General features: G+C 47.4%; 21 protein-coding genes. 7 read left to right on the top strand and 14 right to left on the bottom strand.

What is annotated here, in order from left to right; genetic code table 11:
- Positions 1-40 precede the first annotated feature (40 nt).
- The 6 genes from xerD to HT574_RS13950 form a co-directional block, all read right to left on the bottom strand.
- Positions 41-937: a site-specific tyrosine recombinase XerD gene (xerD, locus tag HT574_RS13975; RefSeq protein WP_017435275.1), complete on the bottom strand. Its 897-nt coding sequence runs from the start codon at positions 935-937 to the stop codon at positions 41-43.
- Positions 938-943: 6 nt separating this feature from the next.
- The gene (locus HT574_RS13970; RefSeq protein WP_017435274.1) at positions 944-1156 is read right to left on the bottom strand and encodes a YqzK family protein; all 213 of its coding nucleotides are present in this window, start codon (positions 1154-1156) and stop codon (positions 944-946) included.
- A gap of 98 nt (positions 1157-1254) precedes the next feature.
- The gene (gene fur, locus HT574_RS13965) at positions 1255-1719 is read right to left on the bottom strand and encodes a ferric iron uptake transcriptional regulator (RefSeq protein WP_017435273.1); all 465 of its coding nucleotides are present in this window, start codon (positions 1717-1719) and stop codon (positions 1255-1257) included.
- 114 nt (positions 1720-1833) lie between these two features.
- On the bottom strand, positions 1834-2478 hold the full coding sequence (gene spoIIM / locus HT574_RS13960) for a stage II sporulation protein M (RefSeq protein WP_017435272.1): 645 nt from the start codon (positions 2476-2478) through the stop codon (positions 1834-1836).
- Between the two features lie 128 nt (positions 2479-2606).
- Positions 2607-3770 (bottom strand): endonuclease Q family protein, encoded by a 1164-nt coding sequence (locus HT574_RS13955; RefSeq protein WP_175245064.1) that lies wholly within the window; start codon positions 3768-3770, stop codon positions 2607-2609.
- On the bottom strand, positions 3763-4323 hold the full coding sequence (locus HT574_RS13950) for an NUDIX domain-containing protein (RefSeq protein WP_175245063.1): 561 nt from the start codon (positions 4321-4323) through the stop codon (positions 3763-3765). Before HT574_RS13950 ends, HT574_RS13955 begins: the two co-directional genes overlap by 8 nt.
- Before the next feature lie 115 nt (positions 4324-4438).
- On the opposite strand from HT574_RS13950, the gene HT574_RS13945 reads away from it, so the two are divergent.
- On the top strand, positions 4439-5359 hold the full coding sequence (locus tag HT574_RS13945) for an aldo/keto reductase (protein ID WP_175245062.1): 921 nt from the start codon (positions 4439-4441) through the stop codon (positions 5357-5359).
- A gap of 49 nt (positions 5360-5408) precedes the next feature.
- Here the strand turns inward: HT574_RS13945 and HT574_RS13940 are convergent, their stop codons facing one another.
- The 4 genes from HT574_RS13940 to HT574_RS13925 form a co-directional block, all read right to left on the bottom strand.
- On the bottom strand, positions 5409-6614 hold the full coding sequence (locus tag HT574_RS13940) for a CynX/NimT family MFS transporter (protein ID WP_254698681.1): 1206 nt from the start codon (positions 6612-6614) through the stop codon (positions 5409-5411).
- Positions 6615-6640: 26 nt separating this feature from the next.
- On the bottom strand, positions 6641-6883 hold the full coding sequence (locus tag HT574_RS13935; protein WP_061579923.1) for a DUF3886 domain-containing protein: 243 nt from the start codon (positions 6881-6883) through the stop codon (positions 6641-6643).
- A 373-nt stretch (positions 6884-7256) separates the two neighbouring features.
- Positions 7257-7496, bottom strand: a complete 240-nt coding sequence (locus tag HT574_RS13930) for a YqkC family protein (protein ID WP_017435265.1) — start codon at positions 7494-7496, stop codon at positions 7257-7259.
- Positions 7486-7824, bottom strand: coding sequence for an iron-sulfur cluster biosynthesis family protein (locus HT574_RS13925; RefSeq protein WP_017435264.1), 339 nt, complete (start codon positions 7822-7824; stop codon positions 7486-7488). The genes HT574_RS13930 and HT574_RS13925 overlap by 11 nt, the downstream gene beginning before the upstream one ends.
- A gap of 89 nt (positions 7825-7913) precedes the next feature.
- Here HT574_RS13925 and HT574_RS13920 point away from each other — a divergent pair, with 89 nt between their 5' ends.
- Both HT574_RS13920 and HT574_RS13915 read left to right on the top strand, forming a co-directional pair.
- Positions 7914-8132 (top strand): CDGSH iron-sulfur domain-containing protein, encoded by a 219-nt coding sequence (locus tag HT574_RS13920; protein ID WP_017435263.1) that lies wholly within the window; start codon positions 7914-7916, stop codon positions 8130-8132.
- Between the two features lie 18 nt (positions 8133-8150).
- Complete coding sequence (locus HT574_RS13915) at positions 8151-8345, top strand: YqzH family protein (RefSeq protein ID WP_017435262.1); 195 nt, start codon at positions 8151-8153, stop codon at positions 8343-8345.
- Between the two features lie 26 nt (positions 8346-8371).
- On the opposite strand, the gene HT574_RS13910 is transcribed toward HT574_RS13915, so the two are convergent.
- Both HT574_RS13910 and HT574_RS13905 read right to left on the bottom strand, forming a co-directional pair.
- Positions 8372-9160, bottom strand: coding sequence for an SDR family NAD(P)-dependent oxidoreductase (locus HT574_RS13910; protein ID WP_175245061.1), 789 nt, complete (start codon positions 9158-9160; stop codon positions 8372-8374).
- A complete protein-coding gene (locus tag HT574_RS13905) occupies positions 9157-10122 on the bottom strand; it encodes an MBL fold metallo-hydrolase (protein ID WP_175245060.1) in 966 nt (321 codons plus the stop codon). The genes HT574_RS13910 and HT574_RS13905 overlap by 4 nt, the downstream gene beginning before the upstream one ends.
- Positions 10123-10587: 465 nt before the next feature.
- On the opposite strand from HT574_RS13905, the gene proI reads away from it, so the two are divergent.
- Together proI and namA are read left to right on the top strand one after the other, a co-directional pair.
- On the top strand, positions 10588-11430 hold the full coding sequence (gene proI, locus HT574_RS13900; protein WP_175245059.1) for a pyrroline-5-carboxylate reductase ProI: 843 nt from the start codon (positions 10588-10590) through the stop codon (positions 11428-11430).
- A 90-nt stretch (positions 11431-11520) separates the two neighbouring features.
- On the top strand, positions 11521-12543 hold the full coding sequence (namA, locus tag HT574_RS13895; protein ID WP_175245058.1) for an NADPH dehydrogenase NamA: 1023 nt from the start codon (positions 11521-11523) through the stop codon (positions 12541-12543).
- Between the two features lie 21 nt (positions 12544-12564).
- On the opposite strand, the gene rnz is transcribed toward namA, so the two are convergent.
- Positions 12565-13491 carry a ribonuclease Z gene (rnz, locus tag HT574_RS13890; protein ID WP_175245057.1) on the bottom strand — a complete coding sequence of 309 codons (927 nt, stop codon included), beginning with the start codon at positions 13489-13491 and terminating at the stop codon, positions 12565-12567.
- A 188-nt stretch (positions 13492-13679) separates the two neighbouring features.
- On the opposite strand from rnz, the gene zwf reads away from it, so the two are divergent.
- Both zwf and HT574_RS13880 read left to right on the top strand, forming a co-directional pair.
- Positions 13680-15158, top strand: a complete 1479-nt coding sequence (gene zwf, locus HT574_RS13885; protein WP_217499556.1) for a glucose-6-phosphate dehydrogenase — start codon at positions 13680-13682, stop codon at positions 15156-15158.
- 20 nt (positions 15159-15178) lie between these two features.
- Positions 15179-15796 (top strand): cyclase family protein, encoded by a 618-nt coding sequence (locus HT574_RS13880; RefSeq protein ID WP_175245177.1) that lies wholly within the window; start codon positions 15179-15181, stop codon positions 15794-15796.
- 47 nt (positions 15797-15843) lie between these two features.
- On the opposite strand, the gene HT574_RS13875 is transcribed toward HT574_RS13880, so the two are convergent.
- Positions 15844-15954 (bottom strand): family 1 glycosylhydrolase, encoded by a 111-nt coding sequence (locus HT574_RS13875; protein WP_254698680.1) that lies wholly within the window; start codon positions 15952-15954, stop codon positions 15844-15846.
- Positions 15955-15973 lie beyond the last annotated feature (19 nt).

Here is a 15973-nt window from a genome sequence, read left to right as displayed (position 1 = left end):
CGCTCGTACTAAGCGGGCGTTTCTTGCAGGCGACGGAAAGCTATGCGCGTGGATGGTACTGCTTATATACATCTTTTAAGCGTGTTTTTGTGACATGCGTATAAATTTGGGTTGTGGAAATATCAGCATGTCCTAACAGCTCTTGCACGGCGCGCAAATCGGCGCCGTTTTCAAGGAGATGCGTGGCAAATGAATGCCTTAGCGTATGCGGCGTCAGTTCTTTTTCAATGTTTGCTTCTTTCGCAAGTTTCTTCAAAATTTTCCAAAACCCTTGCCGTGTCAAGCGCTGCCCATGATGGTTTAAAAACAAGGCATCGGTTGTCCGTTTTTTTGGATCGATGAGCTGCGGGCGCGCGTGTTCCAAATATTCTTTTAAGGCTTTAATCGCCATGCTGCCGATCGGCACGATGCGCTCTTTATTTCCTTTTCCGTAGCAGCGGACAAATCCCATCGTCAAATGCACATCGGAAAGATTTAAGTTTACGAGCTCGCTGACGCGCATGCCGGTCGCATACAATAGCTCAAGCATCGCCTTGTCGCGAATGCCAAACGGTGTATTCGTCTTCGGCGCCTCGAGCAGCGCCTCTACTTCCTCCATGGACAGCACCTTTGGCAGCGTCCGTTCCATCTGCGGCGATTCAATATGTACCGACGGATCTTGCTCCGCTATTTTTTCGCGCAGAAGAAACTGATGGAACGAACGGATGGAAGCGATATGGCGGGCAATCGTTTTCGCCGAGCTCCCCTTTTCTTTTAAAAACTTTAAAAATTGCATAATATGCAGACGCGATACATCGTTCCACGAATGAATTTGCTCGACGTGGCGCAAATAGTGCGCATACTTCTTTAAATCTCTTTCATAGGAAACAATGGTATTGTTCGCCAAATTCCGCTCCACTGTTAAATAATGAAGGAAATCTTTCATTTCATGTTCCAACGCTCTCTACTCCCCATCGCGATAAAAAAATAGTAGCCGACTAAGCCAGTCGAATGACGGGCTTTCAACGGTCGAAACTTTTATGGCCGATCCCTGCGGTTCATCGTAACGGTGGTAATTGTCGTATTCGTGGTTAAACCATACAAGACTATAATAAAATAAAATTGTACACCCCGTAAATAAAAGAAATACTTTCACCATCTGCCATAACGTTCTCATGGCGCTCCTCCTCATTTTCAAATATATGCTTACTATGAGGATATGCCATGATTTTCCCTGTTTATACATAAAAAACCTTTCCCGTTGGAAAAGGTCTTTTATTTTTCATTTTGTTCTTCCATGTGTTTTTGCTGGCAGCGATAACAAATGCCGTGGAATGTTAAGCGGTGATCTTTAATTTTAAACTTCCAATCTCGCTCCACAATCGCTTCTACTTCCTCTAATAAATCCTCTTCAATTTCCGCTACCGAACCGCATTCGATGCACACCAAGTGATGATGAAAATGCGCTGCCCCTTCTTTGCGAAGGTCGTAGCGGGACACCCCATCTCCAAAATTAATTTTATCGACAATTTTCAGCTCGGTTAATAGCTCAAGCGTCCGATACACAGTAGCTAACCCGATTTCCGGGGATTTCTCTTTAACGAGGAGGTAGACGTCTTCTGCACTTAAATGATCTTCCTCATGCTCTAATAAAACACGCACCGTCGCTTCCCGCTGCGGTGTTAACTTGTAGCCAGCCGTATGCAACTGCTTCTTAATTCGTTCAACTCGATCTTCCATGTTTTATTCCCTCCCTCGCCATTCAACTACCATTATAACAAAAGAAAGAGGGAAGTATCAAAATAAAGTTATTATTACAAGAGAATAAAAACGGTTATTATATAAAAATAATTATTAATTGCCAATAAGTTGAATAATTTGCTTCATAAAAAATGGGGAAACATACGCCTCTAACGAAGAGGAAACAAACAAACTGACGCTAATGACGAGCATTGCCATCGTATAGCGCATAATCATTGGGAAAATCGGTTCATGCGTCCGCTTCATAAACTGGTTGCGCACCATCTGCAGGGAGAACGACACAGAAATGACTCCCATGACAATAAAAGCAGGAATGATAATTAAATTTTGCGGCATGACCGAGACAAAGGACAATAGAAAGCCTTGCCACCCCATTTGATTTACTAAAAATCCAACCGTAAACCCGACGACAATCCCTTTTAAAAATAGCAAAATTAAAATGATCGGAAGACCGATAATAGAAATGCCCAACACCCACATTAAACCGATATATTTTAAATTATGAAAATAGCTTTGTTGAAACATATCCTGCGCGCTGGCAAGGTTTCCTTTCGACACTTGTCCAAAAAATTGCGTCAAATAATAGTACAAATCTTGCTTTTGGCTGAAATTAAGGCTGTTAACAACAATTGAACCGAAAATAACTCCCATTAAAAATAGGACGATAACAAATAAATACATGGACGCATGCTCGCGCATATGTACAGCAACGATTGATTTCAGCGGATGTCTTCTCATCTTTTTCCGTCCTCCTATTTTTCTCTTAGTAGATTGTATGTGCAAGTCTTGTATGTATGACACATTTTCGGCAAAAAGAAAAGCCCGTCTGACAAAAGACGAGCCTTGTAGAAAATGCGTAGCTTGTACTATTCGGAAAAAACTTTTCCATATTTTCCGCCACCCCCGGCTTGAATCGAGAGATCTCCCCGGCGCGCGAGAATAATAACTTTCGCTAGCTTTTCCCCGACGGCCTGTTCCAGCTCTTCCTCTGTCGCTTGATGCAGCACGTACATTTCCGTGCCGAAGCGATCGAGCAGTTTTTTATACGTTTTCGGACCAAGACCAGGGATAAACTCAAGCGGCACTTGATAAATATATGGCGGGCGCTTTGGCGGAACGCCGCCTGTTTTCAGCTCTTGCAGCCGGTCAAATACCCCTTTCACTTTCCGATGATGGCCGCAGGCTGGGCAGCGTTCATCATCGGGATTCATCGGCTGAAAGCATCGTTCGCATGTCGTTTGGTGGTATTTGCCGAGTTTTGGATTTAAACCATAATTGGCGGCGACGCCTCGCCCATCCTGTTGTTGCAGCGCTTTTTTCAGCTCGGCAAATGTCGGGGCGTTCATGCGCACCTCTTGGTACTCTCGCGCGATTTTCCGCAGCGAATGAGCATCGGAATTGGAAATATATGGATAGCGGTGCAATTCGGCGATTTGATCTGCCATCTCTGTATCCGCACTTAACCCCAATTCGATGGCGTCAATCCAATCAGGTGCAAACACTTCCGTTAAGCTTTTCTTTACTCCTTTGCCGTACAAGCTTTTAAACGGCGTAAACGCATGGGCGGGAATAAACAATCCGCCTAATTGTTTAACGACGCCTTGCAGCTCGCGACCCGTGCCGTACATGCGCTGCGAGCTGAGTGAAATGTTTTTCACCCGCTCCTTCAGCCACCCGGAAAATGCGCGCATCGCCAGAACCGTCGGCAAAAAAGCAAGCACATGAATCGGTCCTTGACAATGTTCGTCATAAACTTCGATTTCGCTTCCTAATAAAAGCGTCACCTCTCCGGCGATGACACCACCGTCCTTATGCTCGTACCAGCCTTTTGTGTTCATCCCTTGTTCTAATTCATCGAGCACTTCAGGAACGTGGCAGTCAATGATGCCGACCATATTCAGTCCTTTGACATGCGCCGCCTCGTACAAAATGTTCGTCAGCGTTAATGATTTCGCGCCGGTAATTTTGACCGGCCGGCCGGAAGCAGTACGGCCGATGTGAATATGTAAATCGACATAATAGTTATACATGTTTTTCCCCCGTGACACGGCGCAGTTGCAAATATTGCAAGGCGTACACCGTTTTCGCATCATAAATTTCTTGCTTCTCCAGCATTTTCAACGCCTCCTCCAACGTCACTTCTAAAACATCAACGAATTCATCTTCATCGAGCGATGCGGCATCTTCCAATTTCTCCAGTCCTTCCGCCACATATAAATGAATCAGTTCATCGGCAAATCCCGGCGACGTATAAAATGATACGATATGGCGCATCGACTGGGCGCGGTAGCCTGTTTCCTCTTCTAATTCACGCTGTGCTGAGGCAAACGGCTCTTCCCCTTTTTCTAACTTGCCCGCCGGAATTTCCACTAATACTCGTTCAAGCGCTTTACGGTATTGGCGGACAAGCACGAGCTTCCCGTCTTTGGTAATCGGAATCACCGCCACCGCTCCTGGATGTTTAATGACTTCCCGCTTGCTCGTTTTTCCGTTTGGCAGTTGTACGTCTTCCACATATAGTTGAACAACTTTGCCGCTAAATATTTTTTCTTTGCGAATCGTTTTTTCTACTAAATGGTCCATGTTCTTCTCTCCCGTCAAAATAATTATTTTCCCATTTATTGTACTACATCATTTGAGAAAGTTTTACTTTACAGTATACTAATGAAAAAACCATCATTAAGGGAGGATGCCTATCATGAAAAAACGCCGCATCGGCTTATCCGATTTATATGTGAGCGAAATCGGGCTTGGCTGCATGTCGCTTGGCACAGATGAGAAAAAAGCAATCCGCATTATTCACGAGGCGCTCGAACGGGGCATTAACTATTTGGATACGGCAGATTTGTATGACCGCGGACTAAATGAAGAATTCGTCGGCAAGGCGGTCAAAGGGAAACGCGACCAAGTCATCATCGCAACAAAAGTTGGCAACCGCTGGGAAGAAGGAAAAAACGGCTGGTTTTGGGATCCATCGAAACAATACATTAAAGCGGAAGTAAAAGAAAGCTTGCGCCGCCTGCAAACGGATTACATTGATTTATACCAGCTCCATGGCGGCACGATCGACGATCCGATCGATGAAACGATTGAAGCATTTGAAGAATTAAAACAAGAAGGAGTAATCCGCTACTACGGCATTTCCTCGATTCGTCCCAATGTCATCCGCGAATACGTCAAGCGCTCAAACATCGTCAGCGTCATGATGCAATACAGCTTGCTTGATCGCCGTCCGGAAGAGTGGTTTCCGCTACTAAGCGAGCATCATATCAGCGTCATCGCCCGCGGACCTGTGGCCAAAGGGCTGCTGACGGAGCGGCCATTAGAGGCGGCAAGCGATTCCGTCAAAGAAAACGGCTATCTTGATTATACATATGAGGAATTGAAGACACTGCTCCCAAAACTGAAGGAGAAAACGGGCGAACGCCGCTCACTTACGGCAACGGCGCTGCAGTTTTGCTTGTATGACCCGGTTGTCGCCGCCGTCATTCCAGGAGCAAGCAGCGTTGAACAGCTTATCGAAAATGTCCATGCCGCTTCTGCACCGCCTTTGAGTGAAGAGGAATACGAATGGTTGCGCCAGCAAACAAAAGCGTCCACCTATCAAGCGCATCGATAAGTTAACGGCCAAAAAGCGGAAAGAGCAGCGTTCTTTCCGCTTTCGTTTTTTATGAGATATATTTGTTTCGCGCCGCACCGAGGCCGGAGAAAAGCAAACAGCCAGAAGCGAAGAGCAGCAAGCCCAGCGGAGCGGTCCATCCTTTCGTGATGTCGTAAAGCCACCCAAACGCCGGCGGCCCAAACGCGGCCAGCAAATAGCCGAACGATTGTGCCATCGCCGATAAATCAGCCGCCTGCATGGCATGACGCGTACGAAGCGTAAAAAACATCATCGCTAGCGAAAAAGCAAATCCTGCTCCTATCCCTAATAAAACCGCCGACAGCCACATGAACGATGCGCTTTGGAACAAACAGCCGACTATTCCCGCTGCCATTAACAAAAAAGTAAGGAACACAAGCAGCTTTTGATTTTCCATTTTCTCTGCCATCACCGGAACGATAAACATAAATGGCAGCTGGGCGAATTGAAACAAAAACAGCATCCATCCCGCCATTTCCTCATTCATTCCTTTGCTCTGCAGCAGAACAGGAAGCCATGTGATCAACGAATAAAACAAAAATGACTGCACTCCCATAAATATCGTCACTTGCCAGGCCAATAGCGACTTCCAGAGCGGCGCTCTTCCTGTATGTGCCGCCGGCAGCAGCGGAACTTTTTTGCGATAGCGGACTTGCGGCGCCCATAATAGGAAGGCGGCAATCGTCAGCACCGCCCAAAAGCGAAGCGAACCTCTCCAGCCAAGCCCCCATGTTTCCGCCAGCGGAATGCTGAATCCAGAAGCGAGCGCCGCGCTAAGATTCATCGCCACCGTATACGTTCCCATCATCGCGCCAAGCTGGTTTGCAAACTTTTCTTTTATTAGCGCCGGCATCAATACATTATCTACCGCAATCGCAGTGCCAATGAAAATCGTCCCGGCAAACAGGAAAAAGGCGCTGTCCAGCGGGCGCATGATATGCCCAATCAGCAGGAAAAGAAGTGAATATAACAAAACAGCCTCCATGCCGAACCTTCGCGCCAGCCGCGAAGCAAACGGAGACAGAACCGCAAATGCCAGCAGCGGAATGGTTGTCAATATGCCGGCCTCCGCATTGGAAAGATGCAGGCTTTGCTGAATGGATGGAACAAGCGGCCCGACCGCGGTAATCGGGGCGCGCAAGTTGGTGGCAAGAAAAACGACGCCGACCGCTAAAAAGATCCATGCGGCTTTACGACGCGACTCACCCGTTCTTTCCATCGAATGAGCGTCCATGGCAATCTCCTTCCTTTTTTCGACTTTTACTTAAATTGGCGCCAATCTAAGTCGCTCTCATCTAGCAGCTGGGCAAACGTTTTCTGTTGCTCCTTCCTCCGCGCCTCCTCCCGCTTCCGCGCTTCTTCTTCCGCTTTCCGCCGCTCTTCTTGCTGCATGAGCTCCTCTTTTTTCTTCTTTAGCCTCATAAATAATTCGTCATTCAAACGATCCTTTAGCAAAAGCAGCTCTTCTTCTTGCTTGCCCCGATCTTTTTTCCGTTTATTCATATCCATCCCCCTATGAATAAAACATTATTTCTTCCTGCATGATAAAAACGAACCAATTTCACGCAAAGGAGCGAAAGAAAATGGCAGAAAAGCGCGCCCAAAAAGGAAAACCGACCGCAGATACTGTCAAACCAACAATCGCCAAAGAAGAACTAGAAAAAGCGGTCCATCCGACCAAGCGGCAAAACACCCCACAATAACGAAAAGCGGAAGCGTCGTTTTTAGCTTTCGAAGCCAAATGTTCTTCGACCGCAGGGGTGCTTGCCCCCCCCGAAGGCGAAGGTTATTTGGCAGAAAAAGGCTAGGCGCTGTAGCTAGACAATCGGAAAAGCGGAGGCGAGCAGAAAAACCGTAACCGGAATGGTTACGGTTTTTATAAAATTTCTGTAATATGCGGCATATGTTCATCTATCCACGACACCGCTTCGTCGAGCGTGGCAAATTCTTTCGTTTCAAACGTCATTTCATTCTGCAAAAGCCAAACGTCTTTTGGCTCGTGATAAGGGCCGGCGATCGACCAATGCAGCAAACTGTACGGGTCGCTTCCATGCAAAAACGACACCCACGTTTTCTGCTTTGCTACATCTTTTAGTTGCTTTAATTTATCGTTCATGCTGTTCACTCGCTTCGACAAGCGCCATGCGCGGATTTAAAATTTGCCCAGGACTTTTCAGCTGAAATACGTTCGCCCCTTGCCCGGCGTCAATCGTCATTACATCATCATAAAAGACAAGACGGGACTTTTCGATGAGAATAGGAACAAAGTTCGTTTCGATGACAAGATCGTCCTCATCCGTTTCATCGACGAGCCATAAGGCAATGACGCCGTCAACAAGGCAGCCACATCCATCTGTGTCATATTTTAGCTTTAACATTCGCTTTGATTGCGTTAAAATAGGAGTAAGTTGCTGGATTGCTTTCTCGGTAAATGTGATGTTCACGCCGAATGATGCTCCTTTTCCTTCTCGTTTTTGCTTTTATTGTACCTACTTAAGCCAGATGCTGTCAAAATAAAAAGGAGGAACGGATCATGGCCAAAGTGCAAATTAAAGTCAATGACAACGGATCGTATCGGGTGACAGGCGATGTCGAGCTGATTGATGCGGAAGGGAATAAATTCGTAACAAAACAGACGTTTTCCCTCTGCCGTTGTGGATTGTCGAATAACAAACCATTTTGCGACGGCGCGCATAAAGGAAAATTCCATTCCGTTGTCCGCGCTACCCCTTCTGAATCCGAATCGCAATAAGCTCAGGAAGTGGCACAATTGGAGGAAAAATGGCTGCGTAAACTCATTCGCAATTGTTTTTTGCAATATGGATATGACAACGAATCACTGCCTCTAAATAACGAAGAATGGAAACAGTTATGTGCGAAAATTTTAGCGAAAAAAACGGACGATGGCGACATGGATCTGTACGAAATCGTCCACGATGTCATTTACGACTATATTACGAAATAGCACTCCTTGCTTTTTGGCAAGGAGTGCTATTTTTTAAAAAACGCCCGTTTAGCCACTTTTTCGAAGAGTGATGGAAATAATCGATGCAGCTGGCTGCCTGCGTTCATCCAGCGCGGCATATTGACTTCTCGTGTCGGCGTCATCATGACGGACACCACCCGTTTCGCTACTTTCTCCGGTGCAAGCATCCAGCGCTCCACATTTTTCACATATTCCCCTGATTGGTCGGCTATTTGAAAAAAATTGGTGCGGATCGGCCCAGGATTGACTGCCGTTACAAAAATCCCATATCGTTCCGCTTCCATACGCAGACTGTCCGTAAACCCAAGTACGGCATGCTTGGTGGCGGCATATACGCTTGATTTTGGCGTGGCTAATTTTCCCGCCTGCGAAGCGATATTGATAATATGGCCGCTGCGTCGCGCCTTCATATGGGAATATACCGCTTTCGTACAGGCGATTAAGCCAAACACATTGACGGCAAACATCGCCTTCATTTCCTCAACATCGACATCCTCCACATAGCGGAACACGCCAAAACCGGCATTGTTCACCAATACATCGACGGCGCCGAGCTGATCGAACAACTGTTGAAATACATCTTCCACCGCGGCTATGTCGCTTACGTCCAGACGAAAATAATGGCATGGCACGCGATATGTACGTTCAATTTGTTGTGCGATCGCTTGCAGCTTTTCTACATTTCTGGCCAAGAGGATCGGAACCGCTTTTTGCCGCGCCGCTTCATAGGCTATTTGCTCACCGATGCCGCCCGACGCTCCAGTGATGACAATATATTTCCCCTCTAGTTTCAAACAGACACCTCCACCGCTTCATACACGTAATAATCCCCTGTCTGTCTCTTTTTCACTGCACCGTTTGCTTCCAAGTAATCCAGCTGCCCGATCGTTTCCGACATCGTCAGCATAAACTCTTGCCGGTAGACAGCAGGAAATAGCTTTTGGCAAACTTGGAATACGGTATGCGGACCTTGCTTGATCATTTCGAGCACTTGCTCGGCGCGCTCCCGCTGTTTGCGGAGCCGCTTTTCCACTAAAGCAGGCACGTCGGTCACGTCTTCCCCATGCCCTGTCATGCAATAAGCAATATCATAATGGAGCATTTTCCGCAAGGAGTCGTTATACTGCAATAGCGGCTTCGGCCGCTCCGTCTCCCCGACAAAAGGCGGCTCCATCATCGGATTCGGCGAAATGTGGAGCAATAAATGATCGCCGCCGATCATCACCCCATCCGTTTCCCGATAAAATACAATATGGCTTTGCGCATGCCCCGGCGTTTCGATTACTTTCCAATGCGGCAGCCCCGGTAAAGAATCCCCTTCTTGGACCGTACCAGCAAGTGGACGGCGGCATGCGTAGCGAAGAGATCGGCGCAACTGAGGCAACTGAGCAATAAATGACTGGTCAACGCCGCACTCGACTAAAAACTGCGCAAAAAACTGCTGTTGCTGCTGAAAAAACGTCTCGTCTTGGCGAACCCAGCGGTCCGCTTTTTTATGCCCGATGACCGGAATTTCCTCAGACAAATAATCAATCAGTCCGACATGATCAGGATGATGATGCGTAATCACGACTTGATCAATGTCTCGAGGAGTGTAGCCTAATTCGCGAAGTTGCTGTTGAAACGACTGCCACGCCTCCTCCGTTTTCACCCCGGCATCAATCAGCGTCAAGTTGTCGCCTTCAATAACATACATGTTTACATTTCCGACCGGAAACGGTGTTGGCACAGTAATGCGGTAAACGCGTTCCTTCATGATTGCATTCCCCTTCTTTCCAGCAATAAAAAATGAATCGTTATTCATTATTTTACAGTTTACACTGATTTTCGCTGTTTGTCATTTTTTTTAAACAATTCGCAAAAAAATATAAAAAATTTTGTCTCTTTTCTATTGACAACACCCTTTATTTCATTGCATAATTGCAAAAAAATTAATATTTGCAAATGGGCGATGAGTAGGGCCAGTAAACCATGAATGGTAGCCAGAGAGTGAAACCCAGGGGCTGGAAGGTTTCATTACCCTCTTCATGGTTGAACCTACCCTATGAGCTGTTAGGAAAACCTAAACGCATCACCGGCGTTATCGGTGCAGAGGTGGGCTCTTTTTCGGGATAGTTGCCGGCAGAGCCAAAAAAGGTGGTACCGCGGAATAAAAGACCTTCCGTCCTTTTTGGGGATGAAGGTCTTTTTTATTTTCTAAACAAGAAGGAGGAATGCAGCGATGAAAAACAGACCAACCATTACGTTTATCGGAGCTGGCTCCATGGCGGAATCGCTTATTTCCGGGATGACAAAGACGCTGTACGTGCCTGAACAAATTATCGTAACCAACCGCTGCGACCGAACACGGCTTGAATACATGAACAAAACATACGGGGTTCGCAGCGAAACGGATAAAAGAAAAGCAGTCAAAGAGGCGGATATTATTATTTTAGCGATGAAACCAAAAGATGTAGCGGAGGCAATGGGAGCTGTCGCCTCAACAATCCACGGGCATCAGTTGATCATTTCCTTGTTAGCCGGCGTCACCACCGACACGATTGTTTCTTTAGTCGGCAAAAATGTGGCTGTCATTCGGGCAATGCCGAATACATCGGCCGCCATCGGCCAATCCGCTACGGCCATTTCCCAAGGCCGCTTTGCAACAGCCGCCCATGTAGCGATTGCCAAAAAACTGTTTGAGACCGTCGGCATCGTTGCGATCGTTCCCGAACAGGATTTGCATGCCGTCACCGGCCTTTCCGGGAGCGGTCCTGCCTACGTATATTATTTAGTCGAAGCGATGGAAAAAGCAGCCGAAGAAATTGGCCTTGACCGCTCTGTAGCAAAACCATTAATTTTGCAAACGATTATCGGCGCCGCGCACATGCTGCAGTCAACCAACAAACATCCATCCATCTTGCGCAAAGAAGTCACAAGCCCGGGCGGAACGACGGAAGCCGGCATCGAAGTGCTGGAACAATACCGTTTTCAAGAGGCGGTCGCTGCTTGCATTAAACGGGCGACGGAACGGTCGGAGGAATTAGGAAAAGCGTTACTTTCTTCCGCGGCTATGCAATCATGACATAATAAGGCGTTTGACTTTGTTTCCCTCAAAAAACGTGCTATCATTCAATTGGAAGAATGATACAAGACTTGGAGGGAGAATAGCCAAATGGAAACGATGCTTTTTTCACCGTATACGATCCGCGACGTGACGCTGAAAAACCGGATTGTCATGTCCCCGATGTGCATGTATTCGTGCGACACGGAGGACGGGAAAGTACGAACTTGGCATAAAATCCACTATCCGACACGTGCGGTTGGCCAAGTCGGGCTGATTATCGTCGAAGCGACGGCCGTTACAGCGCAAGGAAGAATTTCTGCCCGCGATTTAGGCATTTGGAGCGATGAACATGTAGATGGCTTGCGCGAATTAGTTTCGCTAGTGAAAGAACACGGCGCGAAAATCGGCATTCAGCTTGCCCACGCCGGGCGCAAAGCGGAGGTGGAAGGAGAAATTATCGCTCCTTCGGCGATTCCGTTTAATGAAAAAACACGGACGCCAAAAGAAATGACGAAAACGGACATTGAAGAAACGATTCAAGCGTTTCAAAACGGAGCGCGCCGCGCGAAGGAGGCCGGCTTTGACGTCATTGAAATTCACGGCGCCCACGGCTATTTGATTAATGAATTTTTATCGCCGCTTGCCAACAAACGGCAAGATGAATACGGCGGTTCCTCGGAAAACCGCTACCGCTTTTTAGGGGAAGTGATCGACGCGGTAAGGCAAGTATGGGACGGACCGCTCTTTGTCCGCATTTCCGCTTCCGATTATCATCCGGAGGGATTAACGGCGAAAGATTACATTCCATACGCCAAGCGCATGAAAGAACAAGGCGTCGATTTGATCGACGTCAGCTCCGGTGCGGTCGTTCCGGCAACGATTAACGCGTATCCGGGGTACCAAGTTCCGTTTGCCGAATTGATTCGCCGCGAAGCAGAAATCGCTACTGGAGCGGTCGGCTTGATTACTTCCGGATGGCAGGCGGAAGAAATTTTGCGCAACGGACGCGCCGATTTAGTGTTTCTCGCACGCGAATTGCTGCGCAATCCATATTGGCCATACGCCGCCGCCAAAGAGTTGGGAACGACGATCCCTGCGCCGGTGCAATACGAACGAGGATGGCGTTTTTAAGGCTGCCGATGTTCGGCAGCCTTATTTTTTGCGGGCAATAGCAAAGGAAGAAAAATCGGCAGCCAATTCTGTGTTTGGAAACACGTTTCTTGCCTCTACGAGCAATTGTTCGCTTAGCATTCCTTGATAACGTGAACTGATATGCGTTAAAATCAGTTTTTTGGCGCCGGCTCGCACTGCCACTTCCGCTGCCTGCACGGCGGTGGAATGAAAATAATCGTGCGCCAATTCGCTTTCTTCCGCGGCAAATGTCGCTTCATGCACCAGCACGTCCGCCTCTTTGGCCAGCTCGATGCTTGCTTCGCAATAGCGCGTATCGCCAAGGACCGCAACTATTCTTCCTTTTTGCGGCGGACCGACAAACTCGCGGCCGTCAATGACCGTCCCATCTTCTAGCTTCACCGTTTTCCCAAGCTTAATTTCCTGATAAATCGGACCTGGACGAATGCCGAGCGCCTTTAATTTATCAACTAAAAGCGTGCCAGGCAAATCTTTTTCCACAACGCGAAAACCATAGGAAGGAACGCCGTGATCAAGCTGTTTGGCGATGACCGCAAACCGTTCATCTTCAAACACCGTTCCTTCGTCGATTTCTACCACTTGCAAATCATATTTCAGCCGGGTGAAGCTAACGGAAATCGCCGTTTCTATAAACGCGCGAATTCCTTTCGGTCCGTACACCGTTAACGGCGTTTCCCCGCCTTGAAAAGAACGGCTGCCAAGCAGCCCCGGCAATCCGAAAATATGATCGCCGTGAAGATGAGTAATAAAAATATTTTCAATGCGACGCGGACGAATGGATGTGCGCAAGATTTGATGCTGTGTCGCCTCACCGCAGTCAAACAGCCATGTCGCCCCGCGTTCTTCCAACAGCTGCAGCGCAATCGCTGTAACATTTCGTTCCTTTGCCGGCACTCCCGCCCCTGTACCTAAAAACAATAGCTCCAAAACACCCACTCCTTATGCAAAACGATCTATGATGGTCGTCTGTTGTTAGCGTACCAATGGTTGCCGGATGATTTCAACACTCTTTTATAACAAAACGCTAAAATGTTTGCGTTCACCGCCATAAATCTCTACAATTATTTACTTGAAGGGACAAATTTGGCTAAAGCGAGGTACATACCGTGAACAACATGAATCCGAAATCATTAATCGTGATTTTTGGCGCTACGGGAGATTTGGCAAAGCGCAAACTGTTCCCCTCCATTTACCGTTTATATGAAAAAGGAAATTTGTCTGAGGAGTTTGCCGTTGTCGGAGTCGCACGCCGACCGCTGTCAAACGATGAATTTCGCAACTATGTCCGCGAATCGGTAGAAAACGCGCTCCGGCAAGAGCTAAACAATGAACAATTCGTATCCCATTTTTATTATCATCCATTTGATGTGACCGATACCGCCTCCTATCGGCAGCTAAAGTCGCTGCTTGAGGAGCTTGATGACACATACCATAGCAATGGCAACCGCATTTTTTATTTGGCGATGGCGCCGGAATTTTTCGGTACGGTTACATCGCGCCTAAAATCGGAAGGTCTTACGGCAACCAACGGCTGGAAGCGCCTCGTCATTGAAAAACCATTTGGCCATGATTTTGAAAGCGCCCGAAAACTGAATGAAGAAATTCGCCAAGTGTTTTCGGAGAACGAAATTTACCGGATCGACCATTATCTTGGCAAGGAAATGGTGCAAAACATCGAGGTGATCCGCTTTTCGAATGCGATTTTCGAACCGCTTTGGAACAACCGCTTTATTTCCAACATTCAAATTACCTCCAGCGAAACGCTTGGCGTGGAGGACCGTGGCCGCTATTACGACCATTCAGGGGCGCTGCGCGATATGGTGCAAAACCATATGCTGCAGATGGTTGCGCTCTTGGCGATGGAGCCGCCGATTAAACTGACGACCGACGAAATCCGCAGCGAAAAAGTAAAAGTGCTGCGCGCGCTTCGGCCAATTTCCCATGAGGAAGTAGATCAATATTTTGTACGCGGACAATACGGCAGAGGCGTTGTGAATGGAAAAGAAGTTGTCGGCTATCGAGAGGAGAACAACGTTGATCCGAATTCTAACACGGAAACGTTTGTCGCCGGAAAGCTGATGATCGACAATTTCCGCTGGGCCGGCGTGCCGTTTTACATTCGCACCGGCAAGCGGATGACGGAAAAATCAACGAAAATTGTCGTTCAATTTAAAGATGTACCAATGAACTTGTATTATCGAACAAATGAAAAAATCGAACCAAACTTGTTAATCATCCACATTCAGCCGGATGAAGGCATCACCCTTCATTTAAACGGCAAAAAAAGCGGCGAAAGCATGAAAACGACTCCGATCGAACTAGATTACTGCAACAACTGCATCGACGGCATTAACACGCCCGAAGCGTATGAAAAGCTGTTGTATGACTGCATGCACGGCGACGCCACCAACTTTACGCACTGGGATGAAGTAGCCGCGTCATGGCAATTTGTCGACCCTATTTCAGAAGTATGGGAAAACACAAAAGCAGCCGACTTTCCAAACTATGAAGCCGGATCGATGGGACCGAAAGCTTCTGATGCATTACTGAAAAAAGATGGATTCCATTGGTGGCCCATTCATTATCACCAATAAAGAAGGGAGAACGCTTAGTGATGAAGTTTTATGATGTTACTGCGCCCATTTTTGAAGGAATGCCTGTATATAAAAATAAGCCGGAAAAACAGCCGAAACTAACAAGCGTGACAAACGACTACGTCACGGAATCGCGCATCGACATGGACGTGCATACCGGCACGCATATTGATGCGCCGCTTCATATGGTCAAAGGCGGCGAAACGTTTGAAACGATTTCTCTCGACCGCCTCGTCGGCCCATGCAAATTGTTTGATCTAACGCATGTCAGCGACAAAATTTCGAAAGACGACATCGCCGCTTTAGACATTCAAGAAAACGATTTTGTCTTGTTCAAGACGAAAAACTCGCTTGAAGACGCGTTTAACTTTGAGTTTATTTATGTAGCCGAAGATACGGCGCGATACCTCGCCGATAAAAAGATCCGCGGCGTCGGCATCGATGCTCTGGGCATTGAGCGAAGCCAGCCGGGGCATCCGACGCATAAAACGCTATTTTCCGCAGGTGTGATCGTCATTGAAGGGCTGCGGCTAAAAGAGGTGCCAGAGGGTTCATATTTTATGGTCGCCGCACCGCTCAAACTCGTCGGCACGGACGCCGCACCGGCGCGTGTGCTATTATTTACGGAAAGTTTATAAGAGAATCATTAAGCACCCTTAGCCTGGGCCAAGGGTGCTTTCTCTTTTTACAGCTCTTCTCCATCTTCATTCCATGCTCCTTCCATTTGGAAAGAGGTAACCGCGCCTCCCCAAAGAAACCCATCTGGAATAATATTTCGACATGATTGATCCATCATTTTTATACCCCTCTTCTGT

It is taken from the genome of Parageobacillus sp. VR-IP (genome assembly GCF_013357975.1).
GTDB lineage: Bacteria > Bacillota > Bacilli > Bacillales > Anoxybacillaceae > Saccharococcus > Saccharococcus caldoxylosilyticus.
The sequence above is the reverse complement of the archived record's forward strand: the minus strand, read 5'-3'. Positions and strand labels throughout refer to the sequence as shown.

Excerpts from the sequence above, each read along its gene's own strand:
- HT574_RS13970 (WP_017435274.1), bottom strand. The coding sequence starts at position 1,156 with ATGAGAACGTTATGGCAGATGGTGAAAGTATTTCTTTTATTTACGGGG.
- fur (WP_017435273.1), bottom strand. The coding sequence starts at position 1,719 with ATGGAAGATCGAGTTGAACGAATTAAGAAGCAGTTGCATACGGCTGGC.
- spoIIM (WP_017435272.1), bottom strand. The coding sequence starts at position 2,478 with ATGAGAAGACATCCGCTGAAATCAATCGTTGCTGTACATATGCGCGAG.
- HT574_RS13955 (WP_175245064.1), bottom strand. The coding sequence starts at position 3,770 with ATGTATAACTATTATGTCGATTTACATATTCACATCGGCCGTACTGCT.
- HT574_RS13950 (WP_175245063.1), bottom strand. The coding sequence starts at position 4,323 with ATGGACCATTTAGTAGAAAAAACGATTCGCAAAGAAAAAATATTTAGC.
- HT574_RS13945 (WP_175245062.1), top strand. The coding sequence starts at position 4,439 with ATGAAAAAACGCCGCATCGGCTTATCCGATTTATATGTGAGCGAAATC.
- HT574_RS13940 (WP_254698681.1), bottom strand. The coding sequence starts at position 6,614 with ATGGACGCTCATTCGATGGAAAGAACGGGTGAGTCGCGTCGTAAAGCC.
- HT574_RS13935 (WP_061579923.1), bottom strand. The coding sequence starts at position 6,883 with ATGAATAAACGGAAAAAAGATCGGGGCAAGCAAGAAGAAGAGCTGCTT.
- HT574_RS13930 (WP_017435265.1), bottom strand. The coding sequence starts at position 7,496 with ATGAACGATAAATTAAAGCAACTAAAAGATGTAGCAAAGCAGAAAACG.
- HT574_RS13920 (WP_017435263.1), top strand. The coding sequence starts at position 7,914 with ATGGCCAAAGTGCAAATTAAAGTCAATGACAACGGATCGTATCGGGTG.
- HT574_RS13905 (WP_175245060.1), bottom strand. The coding sequence starts at position 10,122 with ATGAAGGAACGCGTTTACCGCATTACTGTGCCAACACCGTTTCCGGTC.
- proI (WP_175245059.1), top strand. The coding sequence starts at position 10,588 with ATGAAAAACAGACCAACCATTACGTTTATCGGAGCTGGCTCCATGGCG.
- namA (WP_175245058.1), top strand. The coding sequence starts at position 11,521 with ATGGAAACGATGCTTTTTTCACCGTATACGATCCGCGACGTGACGCTG.
- zwf (WP_217499556.1), top strand. The coding sequence starts at position 13,680 with ATGAATCCGAAATCATTAATCGTGATTTTTGGCGCTACGGGAGATTTG.
- HT574_RS13880 (WP_175245177.1), top strand. The coding sequence starts at position 15,179 with ATGAAGTTTTATGATGTTACTGCGCCCATTTTTGAAGGAATGCCTGTA.
- HT574_RS13875 (WP_254698680.1), bottom strand. The coding sequence starts at position 15,954 with ATGATGGATCAATCATGTCGAAATATTATTCCAGATGGGTTTCTTTGG.